The 17,023-nt window shown below is 52.5% G+C and carries 15 protein-coding genes; 13 read left to right on the forward strand and 2 right to left on the reverse strand.

Annotated features, from left to right (window positions below):
- Positions 1-57: 57 nt before the first annotated feature.
- The 6 genes from ACFQZG_RS05530 to ACFQZG_RS05555 all read left to right on the forward strand — a co-directional run bounded on the left by ACFQZG_RS05530 (position 58) and on the right by ACFQZG_RS05555 (position 8,765).
- Entirely contained in the window at positions 58-1,584 is a 1,527-nt protein-coding gene (locus ACFQZG_RS05530; protein ID WP_378150562.1) for an extracellular solute-binding protein, read from the forward strand.
- Positions 1,585-1,592: 8 nt separating this feature from the next.
- Positions 1,593-3,377 carry a sensor histidine kinase gene (locus tag ACFQZG_RS05535; RefSeq protein WP_378150563.1) on the forward strand — a complete coding sequence of 595 codons (1,785 nt, stop codon included), beginning with the start codon at positions 1,593-1,595 and terminating at the stop codon, positions 3,375-3,377.
- The gene (locus ACFQZG_RS05540; RefSeq protein WP_378150564.1) at positions 3,370-4,977 is read left to right on the forward strand and encodes a response regulator; all 1,608 of its coding nucleotides are present in this window, start codon (positions 3,370-3,372) and stop codon (positions 4,975-4,977) included. The genes ACFQZG_RS05535 and ACFQZG_RS05540 overlap by 8 nt, the downstream gene beginning before the upstream one ends.
- 187 nt (positions 4,978-5,164) lie before the next feature.
- Positions 5,165-6,862 (forward strand): type 2 periplasmic-binding domain-containing protein, encoded by a 1,698-nt coding sequence (locus tag ACFQZG_RS05545; RefSeq protein WP_378150565.1) that lies wholly within the window; start codon positions 5,165-5,167, stop codon positions 6,860-6,862.
- 79 nt (positions 6,863-6,941) lie between these two features.
- A complete protein-coding gene (locus tag ACFQZG_RS05550; RefSeq protein ID WP_378150566.1) occupies positions 6,942-7,847 on the forward strand; it encodes an ABC transporter permease in 906 nt (301 codons plus the stop codon).
- A 36-nt stretch (positions 7,848-7,883) separates the two neighbouring features.
- The gene (locus ACFQZG_RS05555) at positions 7,884-8,765 is read left to right on the forward strand and encodes a carbohydrate ABC transporter permease (RefSeq protein WP_378150567.1); all 882 of its coding nucleotides are present in this window, start codon (positions 7,884-7,886) and stop codon (positions 8,763-8,765) included.
- Between the two features lie 69 nt (positions 8,766-8,834).
- Here ACFQZG_RS05555 and ACFQZG_RS05560 read toward each other — a convergent pair whose 3' ends face one another.
- Entirely contained in the window at positions 8,835-9,788 is a 954-nt protein-coding gene (locus ACFQZG_RS05560; protein ID WP_378150568.1) for a phytanoyl-CoA dioxygenase family protein, read from the reverse strand.
- Between the two features lie 115 nt (positions 9,789-9,903).
- On the opposite strand from ACFQZG_RS05560, the gene ACFQZG_RS05565 reads away from it, so the two are divergent.
- From ACFQZG_RS05565 to ACFQZG_RS05580, 4 genes are all read left to right on the forward strand, one after another.
- The gene (locus ACFQZG_RS05565; RefSeq protein WP_378150569.1) at positions 9,904-10,773 is read left to right on the forward strand and encodes a helix-turn-helix domain-containing protein; all 870 of its coding nucleotides are present in this window, start codon (positions 9,904-9,906) and stop codon (positions 10,771-10,773) included.
- Between the two features lie 118 nt (positions 10,774-10,891).
- Positions 10,892-11,302: a VOC family protein gene (locus ACFQZG_RS05570; protein ID WP_378150570.1), complete on the forward strand. Its 411-nt coding sequence runs from the start codon at positions 10,892-10,894 to the stop codon at positions 11,300-11,302.
- Between the two features lie 126 nt (positions 11,303-11,428).
- On the forward strand, positions 11,429-11,830 hold the full coding sequence (locus tag ACFQZG_RS05575; RefSeq protein WP_378150571.1) for a pentapeptide repeat-containing protein: 402 nt from the start codon (positions 11,429-11,431) through the stop codon (positions 11,828-11,830).
- Between the two features lie 15 nt (positions 11,831-11,845).
- Positions 11,846-12,349 carry a GyrI-like domain-containing protein gene (locus ACFQZG_RS05580; protein WP_378150572.1) on the forward strand — a complete coding sequence of 168 codons (504 nt, stop codon included), beginning with the start codon at positions 11,846-11,848 and terminating at the stop codon, positions 12,347-12,349.
- Between the two features lie 4 nt (positions 12,350-12,353).
- Here ACFQZG_RS05580 and ACFQZG_RS05585 read toward each other — a convergent pair whose 3' ends face one another.
- Entirely contained in the window at positions 12,354-12,722 is a 369-nt protein-coding gene (locus ACFQZG_RS05585) for a winged helix-turn-helix transcriptional regulator (RefSeq protein WP_378150573.1), read from the reverse strand.
- A 152-nt stretch (positions 12,723-12,874) separates the two neighbouring features.
- Here ACFQZG_RS05585 and ACFQZG_RS05590 point away from each other — a divergent pair, with 152 nt between their 5' ends.
- From ACFQZG_RS05590 to ACFQZG_RS05600, 3 genes are all read left to right on the forward strand, one after another.
- Positions 12,875-13,228: a DoxX family protein gene (locus tag ACFQZG_RS05590; protein WP_378150574.1), complete on the forward strand. Its 354-nt coding sequence runs from the start codon at positions 12,875-12,877 to the stop codon at positions 13,226-13,228.
- 119 nt (positions 13,229-13,347) lie between these two features.
- The gene (locus ACFQZG_RS05595) at positions 13,348-14,505 is read left to right on the forward strand and encodes a family 43 glycosylhydrolase (protein WP_378150575.1); all 1,158 of its coding nucleotides are present in this window, start codon (positions 13,348-13,350) and stop codon (positions 14,503-14,505) included.
- Positions 14,506-14,800: 295 nt separating this feature from the next.
- Entirely contained in the window at positions 14,801-16,930 is a 2,130-nt protein-coding gene (locus ACFQZG_RS05600; protein ID WP_378150576.1) for a GMC family oxidoreductase, read from the forward strand.
- The last annotated feature ends 93 nt before the right edge of the window (positions 16,931-17,023 follow it).

The raw sequence follows: 17,023 nt of genomic DNA on the forward strand, positions 1-17,023 counted from the left end.
CGCGATAAGGACATGGAAATTGAGGGTCCGATTACCCCATATCCCGAGACCATCCGGATGAGCGTATGGGCAGGAATGAACAATGTCATGCAGTTTGCACCCGGCGAGAGCATCGAAGATAATTTGCATACCCGATATATGAAATCTTTCCTGAATATTGATTTTCGGAACAAATGGGTTGCGGACGGCAGTAAAATTACGGAGAAAATCGACCTGGATATCGCGAGTAACGATTTGCCCGACGCAGTCCAAGTTTCCATGGAGCAGCTATCCCGCATGATTAAGAATAACCAGGTAGAGGATCTGACCGAGATCTGGGCCCGATACGCGTTGCCTGGTTTGAAAGAAAACATGGGTTATCAGAACAATATCGCCTTTACTCCGGCGACCAAAGAGGGCCGAATATACGGAATACCGTTGCCTTACGATATGGGCAATTCAGTCGCTCTGATGTATATCCGCAAAGACTGGCTAAGTCGCTTGAAGCTTGAAGTCCCTAGAACGACAGAGGAATTAAACGTGGTCGTTCATGCATTCGCCGAGCAAGATCCGGATGGCAATGGGCTTAAAGATACTTGGGGGGTCGCATTCGAGCAAGGGACAGGCCAAGGTGCGGGAGCCCTTCCCGGGGGAATGACGCTCGATGCGGTAGCCGCCGGGATGGGGGCTTATCCGGGTTTGTGGTTGAACTCGGGTGCAGGCGGCCTGCAATACGGTTCCTTATCCGACAAGATGATTCCCGTGCTTCGATTGATCAAGGGTTGGTATGATTCCGGCGTCATTGATCCGGAATTCCCCTTCAAGGATTTGACGAAGGTAGGGGATGATATCTCGGCAGGCAAGATCGGCATCGTGTTCGGGCCGTTTCATTATCCGCTCTGGCCTCTTAAGCAAACCGTCATGAACAACCCTGCCGCCGATTGGATCGTGGCGCCCGTTCCTACCGTAAACGGACAATTAGCCGTGCCGAAAGCGCAACCCTTCGTGGGGAGCTGGGTCGTCGTGAGGAAGGGCTATGCGCATCCCGAAGCCTTGGTCAAAGCTTTGAATGTCACCTATATGATGCAATCTAATGAAGGAGAGCCGGGCGCATTCTGGAAAAAGGCGGGAGAAGGTCCTTATATGGACTTCTCCGCCCATCTTTATATGAAGCCCTATCTCTTCGACTCGCCTTTTCGCAATTTGCAGACCGGCAAAGAAATTAGCGAGGCGCTGAGGACGGGAGATACATCCAAGCTCACTTCTTCCGCTGCTATTAGTATCTACAATTATAAAATTCAAGCGGGGGATCAGCTCAACTCGTGGGCGTATCGTAAAGTGTTCGACGAAGCCGAATCCGTGCTCGGCCAATATCCGAAATTCCAGTACTCCGCTTTCTTCGATGCTCCGACACCGGAAATGCAAATGAAGGGACAAGCGCTTAACCGATTGGAATACGAACAAATCACCCAGATAATCATGGGAGCTTCATTAGCTGACTATGACAATTTCAAGGAACGGTGGCTTGCGCTTGGGGGGGCATCTATAACGCGGGAAGTCAACGAGTGGAGTCTCAAGCATGGAAGTATGTCTTGGGGGAGGTGAGGAGAAGAGTGGTGGTGGGAGTAAAGGGTTTAATGCGAACGGGCGTGTTCCGTAAAATGTTCCTTGGTTTCCTTGCGGTGATGATCCCCTTTACCGCGATTTGTTACGGGGCGTTGTGGGTAGCAGGGAATTCTTTATCGAATCAAGCTCAGCAATCCGCCCATTCCAAGCTGCAATTTTTCATGAACTACTTGCAGGAAGAACTGCGCAACGTTAACCAAATGTTAATCGCGCTTAACAATGACTCCGATATGCCGGCCGTCTATTTACACCAGAATGACGGCTTTAGTTATGACTTTGTCAAGCTTGCGAACAGCATCCGTTCGAAGATGAAGATCGTGAACTATTCAAGCGAATACGTCACCGATGTATTCCTGCTGCTTCCCCAATCCAAACTTAAGTTTTCCGTGAACGAGGGAGTCACGACCATCAAGACGATGGACGAGACCATTCTTCGCAGACATATGAACCATGCGGATGAAATCGTCAGTTACATTGCCAACGATACGATTACTTTTTCGTCGGCTGTCACGGACGAGAATAATAAAAACGCGCTTTACATCCTGGGTACGCAGCTTTCGCAGGGGCGCATTATTGAAACGATGAACAGGGTGGACGATAACCAGAAGTTCAAAGTATTCCTCATTGACGAAGAGACGAAGAAAAGAATCGGGGACGAGACATCGGAAACCCTGGATCGTAACATTTACGAACAATTGGACGGAGAAGAGACGAGCCGCATCCATGTTGAGGGGAAAGCGTATCTCGTACAACGCTCGACGGATCGCAATTTCACATTGGTTTCCTACATTGCCGAGAAAGACGTTCTCTCTCCTGTATCGGTAATCTGGAAATGGTATTTCGGCATAACGATCAGTATGGTTTTATTCGCAATACTATACTCTTGGTTTACGTATAATCAGATTCATAAGCCTCTTCATAAGCTTGTCAAGATGATGCGAGAAGTGGAAATCGGGAATTTGAACTCTTCCTTGCCCGTTAGTCAGAAGGATGAATTCGGATTTGTATATAAGCAATTCAACAAGATGGTCGTGCAGCTTCGAAGTCTGATCGGCGAAGTATTCGAGAGCAAGATTCAACGTCAGCAAGCCGAATTAAAGCAGCTGCAGTCGCAGATTAACCCCCATTTTCTCTTTAATTGTTTCTATATCGGTTATCGAATGGCAAAGTCGGGCGAGATGGAGCAAGTCGCCAAGCTATGCAAGTATTTAGGGGATTATTTCCGGTTCGTTACCCAGCAGGGATCTCGCGAGGTTCCATTGTCCGAAGAAATTAAATACACCAAAACGTACTTGGAAATTCAGAAGATGAGATTCTCGAACCGCCTGGAATTCCATATTGACATTCAACCTGACTTGCTGAAGCTCCAAGTTCCGGGTCTGCTTCTGCAACCGCTTGTCGAGAACGCCTTGCTACACGGAATCGAACGGGTCGATCGTCCTGGTTATCTTAAGGTTGCGTGCTTCCGAGAGGAAGGGTTCCTGCGAATAGATGTCAAAGATAACGGGAAAGGAATGGAAACGGAGCGCTGGCTGAAACTGATGAACCGGTTGGATAAGCAATCGAATGGGTCAGAGCATGTCGGCTTATGGAATATTAATTGGAGACTTCAACATCTATATGGAGACGATAGCGGGTTGACGCTGACGAATGAAGCGCCTGAAGGCTTTATGGCCTCGATTCGAATCCCGTTGGATCGGCTCAATTCTCGGGCAGAGGAACAGCCTTCGTTCAAGACATCCAGTATGCAGGGGGTGACCGGACATGTATAGACTGCTTATCGTTGACGATGAACCCGCGATCGCGGAAGGGTTAGCGGAGATGCTAACGGATTCCCTATTGCAGTTTAGCGAAATTTGCTATTCCTTCTCCGCAAGAGAAGCGCTTAGGAAATTCGAGCAAGAGCCATTCGATATCGTTCTCGCTGATATTCGGATGCCTGAGATGGACGGACTTGAACTCGTGCATAGAGTAAAAGAGAGATGGCAGCATACGGCGGTCATCTTCCTGTCCGGATATTCGGATTTCGATTATGCAAGAAAGGCATTGCAACTGGGAGCGTTTAATTACTTGCTCAAGCCGGCTGAGGACGAAGAGGTTGTGGAAAGCCTGCAGTCAGCGATGGGACAGCTCGATCAAGTGTATAACATGATGCTTTCCTTAGATGAAGCCCAAAATTTATCGCGTCAAGCGCTTCCGTTAATGCAGGACAAATGGTGGGCGCGACTGCTCAGAGGGGAGACCGATCATACCCTATCATTGGCGGATGCCTTCATTGAGAAGAAAATACCGCTCTCTGCAAAGAGAGCGGTATGGACTTTGATTATGCGAATCGATGACTTCGGTACGCGTTTCCGTAAGGAAGACGAATTGTTACTGCAATTTTCCGTGCAGAATGTGGTCAATGAACTATGGTTAGGCAAATATCAATTCGTAAACTTTCGTTTCGAAGGCTGGTACGTTGTACTCCTTCAAGCGCTGACGGATGAACCGGAGCCCGATTTGGAGCAGTGGAATGAACGATTGGCGATTGCGCATGAGACCGTCCAACGCGTGTTTGGGATTACATTCTCGATCGTTCTGACTCCCCAAGCATCGTCTTGGGAGAAGTGGCCTGAAGCATTCTGGTATGCGGAATCGTCATTACGACTCTGTTCATTCAGCAGTACGCTGCTTGTGTCTCCCGACCGGCACAAGTCTTCGGCGATTCAATATCAACTTCTGAATCGGATGACTCAAGAGCTGTCCGAAGCACTCAAGACAAGGGATTCGGAGAGGTTCGAGCGTTGCATTGATCATGCCTTCGGCAGGAATGGGGCGGGGTTGTCTAGCCACGAACAATTATCTCTGCATTATGTTGCCATTGCACATCAACTTACTCAATTTCTACTTCTGTATAATCTACAGAACCAATTGGATTCGCAGACTACCGAGCGCTTGGGGAATTTCAAAGCCCATCGGGATATCGATTCCATGAAGAGTTTTCTCGTGCAGCTCTTCCATCATATCTCCGCTAAGATGGGAGCGGTTCGCGACAATCCTTCCGACTTGCTCGTCTCTCAAGTTAAAGAGTATATCCTTCAACATCTGAACGAGGACCTAACCCTTAACGCGTTGGCCAAGCTGAAGTTTGTAAGTCCATCCTACCTCTCTCGCTTATTTCATCAGATTACGGGAGAGCAATTGATGAGTTTTATTACGCGAGTACGGATGGAAGAAGCCAAGAGGTTGTTGCTTGAGGAACGTTACCGCATTCAGGATGTGTCCGACATGCTGGGATTTCAAAGCGCGAACTATTTCTCGAAGGTATTCCGCAAGACGGTGGGCATTCCGCCGCAGGATTTTCGATCTTCCGCTTTATCGACTTCATAATTGTAAATAGGTCCAACCAAGACGATTCCCGTGAGGGAATCGTCTTTTCATTATAAAAACTCAAATGGCGACAGAGGACAAAATCGTGCACGAACGTAAAGACTTTCTTCTTATGGGCAATAGGGTCTATCCATTACGATAAAACTGTGGCAAACACAATAACTTTCTTCGAAAGGATTGGATGCATGTGAAATCAGCACCGCTACGCGTCACTCTGCTGGCGACTTTAGCTTTGTCACTTGTCATGGCAACGGCCTGCAGCAACAACAGTAACAACAGTAACAACGGGGGTTCGGCAAGTCCGACAGCAACACAAGGGGAATCGGCAAGTGCTTCATCTACGGCTACTTCGACTGAAGCGGTCGATTATTACAAATTCAAGGAACCCGTCAATGTCGTTTTCGCGAAGAATGTATTCGACATCAAGGTCTACCCTGAGGGCGAAGATCCAGGCAACAACGCGGTGTATGAAATGATGGAGAAGACGACAAATATTAAAGCCTCCAACAAATTCGCCGTGCCTTACGAGAACTATCGCGAGCGTATCAAGCTTGGTATTGCCAGCAACGACCTGCCGGATATTTTCTTCGCGGAGCAAGCCGACGTTGACCAACTCATCAAGAACGACATGCTTGAAGACATGAAACCCTACTTCGACAAATACGCAACGGATAAAACAAAAGAAATCGTCGGATACAAAGACGGCTTATTGTTCAAGGGCGCTCAGCGTGCCGACAAGATTTACGGCATGCCTAACGTAACGGATGCCTTAAACGGCTCGCCGGTTGTCTATATCCGTAAAGACTGGATGGACAAGCTCGGTGCAACGATGCCGAAGACTTTCGAAGAGTTGATCGATCTGGCGAAACGTTTCGCCAAAGAGGATCCGGATGGCGATGGCAAACCGAATACGTTCGGATTGTCCATGAACAACCAGTTGGATCTTAAATTCACCGCCTTGATGAACGCTTACGGCGCCTATCCTAAAGTGTATCAACAAGATGCCGAAGGCAAGCTGACATACGGAAGCTTGAACCCGAATATGAAACAGGGCTTGACGATGTTAGCGGACTTGTACAAAGAAGGCGTTATCGACAAGGAGTTCGTGACCAAAGATATGCCGAAATCGATGGAACTTGTGTCCCAGGGCAAAGTCGGCATTCTGATCGGTGAATTTTTCTCGCCATTGTGGCCATTGCAAGACGTACCGAAGAATGTTAAAGAAGCCGACTTCGTCAGCATGCCTATGCCGGGTCTCGGCGGAGCGGAGTACCAACCTAACGTGCCGATCAACGTAGCTGGATATTTCGTAGTTCGCAAAGGATTCGAGCATCCTGAAGCGTTGATCGTTCTTCTGAATAACCTTGCCGAGACTTCTTACAGCAACCTCGATAATGAGTGGGCGAAGGCTTGGATGGAGTTGAACAAAGATCCGAAATACGCGAATGCCAGCATTAACAACTGGCTGCCGGTATTCAACGATCGTCCGGATGCGAACGCGAATCGTTACAATCTCTTCACGGAAGCTTTCAAGTCCGGCACGGATGAGAATATGCCCGTCGACCAACGCGTAACGTTCCAGAATGTGAAGAAGGGCAAAGAAGGGGACGCGGCGAACTGGGCCTGGTATAAAACATTCTTGGAAGGCGTACCGAACGCAAACAGCTACAAAACGATCGTGTACAACGGCTGGTTCGGAGGAGCGACGGAAACGGGCAAGCTCAAGAGCGCATCCTTGCTCGATCTGGAGAATCAAACGATTATTAAAATTATCGTAGGCAGTGCGCCGGTCGATTCTTATGACGGCTTCATTAAGCAGTATAACGACCTGGGCGGAAAGCAAATCGTTGACGAAATGAACGCCGAGTTGGCTAGCCAGAAGTAAGTTGTAATCGTAATCGAGTGCCAAGGCTCGTCATTGCGGCGAGACTTGGCACATCTAATCGGGCATTGGTGGTGTCTTCATGAATTCGATCAAGAGGCGTCTAGCAACGAATGAATGGCAACTTCATCTCATGATTGCGCCTGGCGTTATTTTTCTCATTCTGTTCTCCTATTTACCGCTTTACGGATTATTGATTGCCTTTAAAGAGTTTATGCCTTCTAAAGGGATATGGGATTCACCCTGGGTCGGGTTGAAGTATTTCAACTTCATGCTCGAACTGCCAGACGTGTGGCGCGTGACGAAGAATACGATATTTATTGCCGGAATGAAGATTCTTATCGGATTTCCTGTGCCGATTATTATTGCTTTAATGCTTAATGAAGTTCGGAAGAGCTTGTTCAAGAAAGGCATACAGACGATTATTTATTTGCCGCACTTTCTATCCTGGGTCATTCTTGCCGGTCTTATTTTGGACGTATTTTCCTTATCGGGAATCGTGAACTCGTTTCTAGGTTGGTTTGGAATGGAGCCCTTCTATTACCTTGGAGATAACCGGAGCTTTCCCTGGATTATCATATTGACGGACATTTGGAAAAACTTTGGGTGGGGTACCGTCATTTACTTGGCGGCGTTGACGGGAATCGATCCTGCGTTGTACGAATCCTCCGTCATCGATGGAGCGAATCGTTGGAAGCAGACGATTCATATTACGATTCCGGGCATCGTACCTATTATTTTATTGACGGCGATACTCAGTTTAGGCAGCGTATTGAACGCAGGGTTCGAACAAATCTTTAATCTCTACAATCCCTTAGTGATGGACAAGGGAGATATTCTGGATACCTATGTGTATCGTGTCGCGTTTAAGGAAACGAACTGGAGCCTCAGCACGATGGTTGGACTGATCAAATCCGTCGTCAATAGCGTGTTGATCATAGCGGGATATTGGTTGGCGTACAAATTGACGAGATACCGCGTATTCTAGACTATTAATCGCAATGTTCCTTCGGGAGGGCAACAGATGAACAAATTACATGATTCATGGGGAACGCGAACGTTTGCAATATTTAACTACATCATACTTGCCGGAGCGGCATTCCTATGTATTCTTCCGCTTATTAACGTACTAGCCGTCTCCCTGAGCAGCAGCCATGCGGCGAACGCCAATTTAGTCGGATTGTGGCCGGTTGATTTCACCGTGCAGTCCTATAAAGTCATTATGACTCGCCCGGAAGTATTGAAGGCATTCTGGATTTCCACCGAAAGAACGTTACTGGGCGTGCTAATCAACAATCTCCTTACGGTACTCATGGCGTATCCGTTAGCTAAATCAACCAAACAATTCAAGGGTCGGCATATTTATATGTGGGGGATGATCTTCGTCATGCTATTCAACGGCGGGTTGGTTCCTACGTACATTATCGTGCACGATCTTGGACTAATGAACTCGGTCTGGGCTTTGGTGCTGCCTGGCGGAGTGCCGATCTTCAGCGTAATCTTGATGATGAACTTCTTGAAGCAATTGCCGAGTGAAATCGAAGAGGCGGCATTCATAGATGGAGCTTCTTATTTTACGAGCTTGACTCGTATTATTCTGCCGTTATCCATGCCGGTAATTGCAACGGTGACGCTATTCCATTTCGTCGGTCATTGGAACGACTGGTTCGCGGGATTGCTGTATATGACGGACATGGCCGATTATCCGCTTCAGACGATGCTGCAAGCTGTCGTTAAAGGGAACGATATTATGACTCTGGACGATGCGAAGATGTTCGCTAACGTGTCGGACAGAACCTTGAAAGGGGCGCAGGTATTCGTTACCGCCCTGCCGATTCTCATCCTGTATCCGTTCCTCCAGAAGTACTTCACGAAAGGAATCGTGCTCGGTTCCGTTAAAGGGTAGAACAAAAAGCTGCGAGCTCCGATATTCAGAGCATGCAGCTTTTTGTATGGAGCAGGATCTGATAGGGAATTAACAAATTTTCTCTTTCTGCCAACGGATCGAATCGTCGAACTCCGTGTATTGGAAGTCGTTGCTTTTCCAGTAATACTTCAGATCTTCGCTGGTCCAACCTTCGTAGAGGTCATCCCATTCATATGGACCGTGAGGCTTTAATGAAGCACCCTCGATGACTTCGCTGATCGGTTGGTAGCGATAGTCGCAGGACAGCCGAATTTTCCCGGCGACAAGATTGGGCGTCGACTTATGAACGGTGTGACTATGGAAGGTCAACACATCTCCGGCTTCGAAGTCGATGGTCTCCCATTCGTAGTTCAGTCCGCACAGAATCGTCTCCAACCCTCCGGCACCGGGCGCGTTCGTTACGCCAAGAAGTCCGGATTTATGGCTTCCCTTTAACACGGTCAATCCTCCGAGACTTCTAGAGACGTCGCCGAGCGGAATCCAGCAAGTCCAAGTGTTGGCGGCGCCCTGGATATGAAGGAAATCCTGATGGGACGGCGTGATCTTCGCATCGCGGTGGGGCAACATGATTCTGCCGATATGCCGGGGATGAGGGAATGGAACGTCGTTGAATAACTTCGCGAACATGGCTTTTACCTCGGGGGAATGAGCCAGGGCATGGAAGGCTTCAAGCTTCTGAATGTCGCGGTACATGTCCTGCGTAACGCCGACGCCGTTCCACTTCAGGTCATCGTCGCTATATCGGTTGACGGCTTCTATATCCGCCATGCCATCCATCAATTCCGCTCGTTCGTCCAAGATTCCGTAGCTGTTGAGGATACTCAGAATTTCTCTTCTTACTTGCAGCACGCGTTCTCTCGGGATAAGACCGCGGAAGAATAACATACCGTCCTGTTCGGCCGTGGCCCGCAGTTGCTCGGGGTGGTTCAATAGCTCGGTGGAATCGGCGAACGTTCCGGAGATCGGTTTCTTGTCATTGTCATTTACAGGTAAGGCGTTCATTGGAATCCTCCTCTCGGTATTAATACAATCATAGCATCAGGCCGTTATAATGAATTTGAACATGAGCGTATTAGATTGTAATCTATCGGAATGATTAGAGAGAGGGTTGAATATCGTGCAATATCGCGAATGGGAATCGACTGTGTTGCAACCGGTCGTGCATTACTCCAACCGGCTCGTCTGTCGCCCGGGTGAGTCGTTCGGGCCGCGTATTGTGGGAGATTATCAATGGATCTACGTCAGGAAGGGCAAGGGAAAGGCGCGGATCGGCAACGAGTCGTTTCGGGCGAATGCCGGCTGCTTATTCGCGTACGGACCCGGGGAGCCGCATTGGTTCGAATCGAGCGTGGAAGAACCCTTGGTTCTGTACGGGCTGCATTTCGCATTCGCAGGAGATCTGGGTCAAGAAGGCGACAATATTATTAATAAGATAGCGGACGTAAATTGGGAGCAGTTCGATCGTTACGAACCGGATCCGGAACGAGTGTTCCCTAGGCGGATGGAGACGGGGACTTGGCCGTTGCCGCACTTCGAACAAATTGTTGATGAATATCGCGGCGGGAAGCGAATGAACGAGCTGATTCTAAGAGGATTGTTGACCCAACTTATCGTCAAAGTGTTTCGATGGGCGAGCGAAGAACAATCTTTCGGCTCCCCTCTCGACAGACAAATCGCTAAGGTCAAAGATAATCTCGCCGAACTTGGCGGTCAAAGCTACAATCCCGCATGGTTGACGCAATGGATGCCCTATAGCCACGATTATGTGTCTCGAATATTCAAGGGACGGTTCGGTATAGCGCCGCATACGTTTCATGACCAAGCTAGACTTACAGAGGCTCAACGTCTGCTGGTCGAGACCGACCTTACTTCAACCTCAATCTCCGAGTCCATGCAATTCGGCAGCGTTCATTATTTTTGCAAATGGTTTAAATTGAGGACGGGAAAACAACCGCAAGAGTATAGAATCAGGAAAAGAATTCTGTAGCTGGGTTGTAAAAATTATTATTCCACCAAATTACCCTTTGCTTTAGCAGGATTTCCCATGCCAAAAGGCGAATGTATATTCGCATATTCACGTATCTATGATTTGGAGGCGCTCTTGGATGGGGAAACAGATCGGCAGTTCGCTTAGCGTGCTCGCGGTATCCGACATCGCTCGTTCGCGGCAGTATTACCGGGAAGTGCTCGGCTTCAACGTGACCGATTGGTGGGCGGAGCGGGACGGATTGAACGGCATGGCGCTGAAGCTGCATCAGGCGCCGGAAGGCTTCAAGCCGGTTCCGAACCCGCCGGAGAGCGGCGCGGACACGGGGATCGACGTGCAGGGCTATACCGTGACGTGGGCGGGGCTCGACGGCTTGTACGAGGAATTCAAGAGCAAAGGCGCCAAGTTCGCGAGGGAGCCGGTCGTCTATCCGGACTTTGGGCCGTGGAAGGAGTTCGTCGTCGAGGATCCGGACGGCTACCACCTCGCCTTCGGCGGCATCGACGGGGAGAGAGACGACGCATCATGAATCGCGCAGAATAGCGTTCCATTGTAACGAACGAATAGCGGGAGGCGATGATGGCTTCCCCGTTCGGAGATCGACTTCTTCGATTACGACATCTACGCACCTATTAAGAATACGGAGGGATGAACGATGAATTTCATTCACCAGAACGAGAAGCTGACGGCTAAGTTTTCCTTTATGAAAGGGTCCGAGTTCGATTGCGTCGAATTGAGCGATTCCAAATTCACGAACGTCAATATGGCCCGGATTCTCATCAAGGACGCGAACTTGTCCGATCTGGAGATCTTCGAGGCGCAGCTGGGCGGGGCTTACATTCACGGAATCGGCTTGCCGCCCGTCGGACATCCGGCGTACCGGGAAGATCAAGGCGAGCAGCGGCCGATGCGGTTCGAACAGTGCGAGATGGCCGGCAGCACGATCAAGTCTTGCAATCTGAAGAACGTTACGATCGAAGATTGCGAGATCGAGGGGTTAACGATTAACGGGATTAACATCGCGGAGCTAATCGGAAGATTGCACAATCAAACCTAATCGGAGGAATCGTCCATGACAACCGCTAACCGTACGGAACAACCGACAGTGATCGAATTGCCGTCTTTTACCGTCATCGGGATCAAGTATGAAGCTAATCTTCAGGAGATCGTGGAATCGGATATCGGCAAGCATGCATACCGGACCGTGACCGGCCGCAAGGAGGAATTCGAGCGGTCGTCCGAGCATGTTCACTTGGTGCAGATCTATCCGATGAAAGAGAACTTCAATCCGCACGTCGACCGTTTCACGCAGATCATCGGCTACGAAGTGTCGGCAGGAACCGCGCCGCCGGAAGGCCTGATCGTCCACGTCCTGCCCGCCAGGCAGTATGTGACCGTGACGCACGTAGGGCTCGAATCCGACCTCGGCCGCACGTACGACTTGCTCTACGGACAATGGACGAGAGAGAACGGACGCCAGCCCGACGGCTTCGACTTCGAAGTGTGGGACGAACGCTATAAGCCCGATCAAGAGGATAACGAGATCGACGTGTTCGTGGCGTTGAAGCCGGAGTAGCGGATTAACCGTCTTGATCGGGGCGTTCGTCTCGCTGAATAGGACGATCGCCATATAATTCATTCAAATGAGAGAGATGCGTAACGCCCCAATCGTTCAGCACCTGCAGGACGGCTCTCATGCCTTGACCGTATTCCGTAATCGAATATTCCACCTTCGGAGGGACCTGGTGATACACTTCGCGATGAACGATATCGTGGTATTCCAGTTCCCTTAGTTGTTGCGTGAGCATCTTCTTCGTAATGTCGGGTATCGCCTTCTGAAGCTCGCCGAACCGCATCGTCCCGTTCGCGAACAGGCGCAGCAGAATGACGGGCTTCCACTTCCCGACGAGAATCTCGAGCGCGGATTCGAATTTGCAGTAGGATGACATGGAACGGCCTCCGATCGCTGTAAAGGGTCATGGTATCGATAAGTATACTAGGTTTAAATAAAGTAACTACTTCATCATGTGACACCTAGGGCGTATTATACACCTATCGGACGAAAGGATACACCATCCGAACGATAGGGAGAGGGTAGACAATGAACGTCGCGTTGTGGATCGCGCAAGGATTGCTCGCGTTCGGATTCATCTATTCGGGGTGGTTAAAGGCGGTTCGGGTCGATCTGGCGGCCAAGGACTGGGGATGGGTGAAGGACGTCCCGAGAGGGTTGGTCGCGTTCATCGGCGCGGCGGAGCTGCTCGGGGCGATCGGGCTGATCGTGCCCGAGGCGACGGGGATCGCGCCGGCATGGACGCCGATCTCCGCAAGCTTGCTGGCGGTAGTCGTCCTGCTGGGCGCGCTGTTCCACTTGAAGCGCCATGAAGCTCGCGATATCGGCGTGAACGTCGTGTTCCTGGCATTGGCGTTGTTCGTCGCGATCGGAAGGTTCTAACCGATCCGCAGCACGATAGGATAGCAATTGATCGGATTAGGCGATTGAACGGCGGGGAGCAACCTTCTATACTCTTGTCATCCGATTACGTGCAGGGACAAGGAGAGGGATCCGCTAAGATGAGAATCGCGGAAGTGAAGCCGTTAGCCGCCGTAGCGGCGGCGGGAGAGTCGCCGAGCTTGCCGGGCAGCGTCGAGGTCGTGCTCGAGGGCGGAATCGTCGGGAAGTTCCCGGTCGATTGGGAGCCGATCGATCCGTCGCTTCTGGACAAGCCGGGCAGCTTTGTCGTGGAAGGCACCGTACGGGCGGACGAGTATCCGAATCCGCTCGTTCCGAATCGCGCCGATCCTTTCGTCATGAAGCATACGGACGGTTACTACTATATGACCGGGTCCGTCCCGGCGTACGATCGACTCGTGCTGAGGCGCTCGCGCACCGTGGCGGGACTCGCCGAAGCGGAAGAGACGGTCGTCTGGACGAAGCGCGACGCCGGAGAGATGGGCAATCATATCTGGGCGCCGGAGCTGCACCGGATCGACGGACGATGGTATATCTATTTCGCCGCGGGGACGGCCGAGGACAAGTGGGCGATCCGTCCATATGTTCTGGAATGCAAGGACGATGATCCGTTGACGGGCGCTTGGACCGAGCGGGGGAGAATCCAGTTGCCCGTCGCAAGCTTCTCGTTGGATGCGACGACGTTCGAGCACCGGGGACGGAGGTACTTGGTATGGGCGCAGATCATCGAGGATTCCTGTCTATACATCGCGCCGATGGACAACCCGTGGACGATCTCCGGGGAACCCGTCAAGCTCTCTTCGCCGGAGTACGAATGGGAGGTTCAACGGCATCGCGTGAACGAAGGAGCGGCCGTGCTGGCGCGGAACGGGAAAGTATTCATCGCGTACTCCGCCAGCGGTACCGACGACCGCTATTGCATGGGCTTGTTATTGGCCGATGAGACGAGCGATCTGCTCGATCCGGCTTCGTGGACGAAGTCGAAGGAGCCGGTATTCGTCAGCAACGAGGAAGCTTCCGAGTACGGCCCAGGACACAATAGCTTCACGGTGTCCGAGGACGGCGCCGCGGATCTGTTCGTGTATCATGCCAGACCGTACCGGGAGATCGAAGGCGATCCGCTATACGACCCGAACCGGCACGCCCGCGTGCAGCGGTTGCTGTGGAAGCCGGACGGCACGCCGTACTTCGGCAAGCCGGGGTGGAAGCTGGAGCAGGGGGAACATAAGGCGAAGCTTCGGGTGATGATTGCGGAATAAACCGACCCTTTGCGCCAGATTAGGCTATAGCCGTCCAGCAGGACGGCTATAGCCTTTTTCGGCATTATCCCCGTCTTGTCCCACTTACCCACAGGCTTATGCACATATTAACCGCCGGCTCCCTTGCGATTTGTTTGCTCTGCGTTAACGAAGTCCACATATCCACACCGAATGTTATCCACATGTAAATAACCTAAGGACGAAAAGTCCCGTTAATGGAGTCGAATCAGGATACACGAGCGTCCCTGCGTCTGATAGGATAAGGCTATGCATGTCATAGGGAGGGGCGGAACAGATGCAGACTGGCAATCAAAGTGTCATTACGGAAGAGATATATTCCGCCTTGGAAGCGGTTGCCGATCGGCTCATACCAGCCGATGCGTGGCCTTCGGCGACGGAATCGGGCGTCATGACTTACTTGGAACATCGAGCGGCCGAGGATCCGAAGCACTGGAACGAGGTCATCGCGCCAGGCTTGATCGAACTGACCGCATGGGCGGTCGACCGATACGGCCGTTCGTTCGCGGAGCTGTCGGCGGAGGAGCAAGACGGCATGCTGCAAGAGCTCGAGCAAGATCGGTTCGGCGACCGTCCCGTCCCGGCAAGGCTCTTCTTCGACGAGCTATTGAGTCTAGTGACTGAAGGTTACTATGGCAATCCCGAGGCGGGCGGGAATCGCGGGGGCAAGTCGTGGGAGATGATGGGGTTCCGCGCCGGACCGCTCGACGGGAGCACGGTTCCGGTAGAAGAGACCGAGCTGCACCGCATCTCGTTCGATCAGCTTCGTGACAGCTACGACGCGATCGTCGTAGGCGCCGGTGCCGGAGGCTCGGTCGCCGCTTGCGTATTGGCGGAAGCGGGCATCTGCGTGCTCGTCGTCGAACGCGGCAGCTGGCTTCGCTACGATCAAGTCGGCCGGGACCATCTGCGCAACCATCGGTTAAGCAAGTATGGTCATAACACGGGGCCTGACATCGAAGGCCATCCTAGGACGATAGTATCGCCCGACGGAGGAGAACGGATTACGCTGCCTTTCGAAGGCGACTATCATAATAACGCCATGACGGTCGGCGGCGGTACGCGCGTCTATGGAGCGCAGGCTTGGCGGTTCCATCCGGACGACTTCCGGATGGCGACGCGCTACGGCGTTCCCGACGGCAGCTCGCTTGCCGATTGGCCGATTACGTACGAGGAGCTCGAGCCTTACTACGTGCGGGCCGAATGGGAAATCGGCGTATCCGGGGACGGGAACGCCCATCCCGGTCACGGGAAACGGAGCCGCCCTTATCCGATGCCGCCGCTATCGAACAACTCGGACGGCGACCGGCTGGCCCGAGCGGCGGAGAAGCTCGGCTGGGACGTCGGTCCGGTGCCGCTGCTCATCAACTCCGTGGAGCGCGACGGGCGTCCGGCTTGCGGGCGTTGCGGCCAATGCGTCGGATTCGCCTGTCCGACGAACAGCAAGAACGGGGGACACAATACGATGCTCGTGCGGGCGCTCGCGACCGGCAACTGCGACCTGCTCTGCGAGACGATTGTGGAGCGGATCGTAACCGAAGGCGGCAAGCGCGCGACCGGCGTGGTTCTGGCGCAAGAAGCCGGCGGATCCGTACGCCGGCGGGAAGTGCGGGCGGGCCATGTCATCGCGGCGGCCGGTGCGATCGAGAGCGCGCGCTTGCTGATGGCTTCGGCCAGCGATTCGGAGCCGGACGGCGTCGGTAACCGGCATGGGCAAGTCGGCCGGCATCTCCAGGGCCACGTCTACGTGGGCGCTTTCGGCTTGTTCGACGATCCGGTCCAAGACGGCGGTCCGGGCGTGAGCGTCGCGACGCTTCGTTTTGCCCATGGTAATGCGGGGGTCATCGGCGGAGGGTTGCTCGCCAACGAGTTCACCCGGCTGCCGCTCATCCATTGGTTCCGGGCGCTGGCGCCGGACGCCGCGAGGTGGGGAATCGCAGGCAAGGAGACGATGCGCGACAGCTACTCTCGGACGAGCCAGATTCAAGGCCCGATCCAGGAAATTCCGACGCCGGACGCTCGCGTGCGGTTGTCGAGAGCGGTCAAGGACCGCTACGGCATGCCGGTGGCGCAGCTGTCCGGGAGCATTCACACCGAATCGGTTCGCGCGGCGAACATGCTCGTCGAGCAAGCGGGCAATTGGCTTACGGCCGCCGGGGCGAAGCGATTGTGGCATACGGGACCCGTCGGCGGGTGGCTTAGCGGCGGGCAGCATCAGGCCGGCACGCTGCGCATGGGCGACGATCCGGAGACGTCCGTCACCGATCGTTCGGGACGGGTGCACGGCTACGACAACCTCTGGGTGAGCGACGGTTCGGTACACGTCACCAACGGCGGCGTCAACCCGGTGCTGACGATCATGGCGCTCGCGTTCCGCACGGCGGACCATCTGGTGAAGCAAGGGTAAGCGACGGATCGCAGGCGGATTTCATAAGAGCGGAGAAGGTGCAGGCAATCGCGCTGCGCCTTCTTCGCTTTTTCAATATAAATTTATTGAATT

The organism is Cohnella sp. GCM10027633 (assembly GCF_042675445.1).
In the GTDB taxonomy this organism is placed as follows: Bacteria; Bacillota; Bacilli; order Paenibacillales; family Paenibacillaceae; genus Cohnella.

What these genes read in the sequence shown, in the direction of transcription:
- ACFQZG_RS05600 (WP_378150576.1), top strand. Translation starts at nt 14,801, where the DNA reads ATGCAGACTGGCAATCAAAGTGTCATTACGGAAGAGATATATTCCGCC.
- ACFQZG_RS05550 (WP_378150566.1), top strand. Translation starts at nt 6,942, where the DNA reads ATGAATTCGATCAAGAGGCGTCTAGCAACGAATGAATGGCAACTTCAT.
- ACFQZG_RS05540 (WP_378150564.1), top strand. Translation starts at nt 3,370, where the DNA reads ATGTATAGACTGCTTATCGTTGACGATGAACCCGCGATCGCGGAAGGG.
- ACFQZG_RS05560 (WP_378150568.1), bottom strand. Translation starts at nt 9,788, where the DNA reads ATGAACGCCTTACCTGTAAATGACAATGACAAGAAACCGATCTCCGGA.
- ACFQZG_RS05555 (WP_378150567.1), top strand. Translation starts at nt 7,884, where the DNA reads ATGAACAAATTACATGATTCATGGGGAACGCGAACGTTTGCAATATTT.
- ACFQZG_RS05575 (WP_378150571.1), top strand. Translation starts at nt 11,429, where the DNA reads ATGAATTTCATTCACCAGAACGAGAAGCTGACGGCTAAGTTTTCCTTT.
- ACFQZG_RS05595 (WP_378150575.1), top strand. Translation starts at nt 13,348, where the DNA reads ATGAGAATCGCGGAAGTGAAGCCGTTAGCCGCCGTAGCGGCGGCGGGA.
- ACFQZG_RS05580 (WP_378150572.1), top strand. Translation starts at nt 11,846, where the DNA reads ATGACAACCGCTAACCGTACGGAACAACCGACAGTGATCGAATTGCCG.
- ACFQZG_RS05570 (WP_378150570.1), top strand. Translation starts at nt 10,892, where the DNA reads ATGGGGAAACAGATCGGCAGTTCGCTTAGCGTGCTCGCGGTATCCGAC.
- ACFQZG_RS05530 (WP_378150562.1), top strand. Translation starts at nt 58, where the DNA reads ATGAGCGTATGGGCAGGAATGAACAATGTCATGCAGTTTGCACCCGGC.
- ACFQZG_RS05590 (WP_378150574.1), top strand. Translation starts at nt 12,875, where the DNA reads ATGAACGTCGCGTTGTGGATCGCGCAAGGATTGCTCGCGTTCGGATTC.
- ACFQZG_RS05585 (WP_378150573.1), bottom strand. Translation starts at nt 12,722, where the DNA reads ATGTCATCCTACTGCAAATTCGAATCCGCGCTCGAGATTCTCGTCGGG.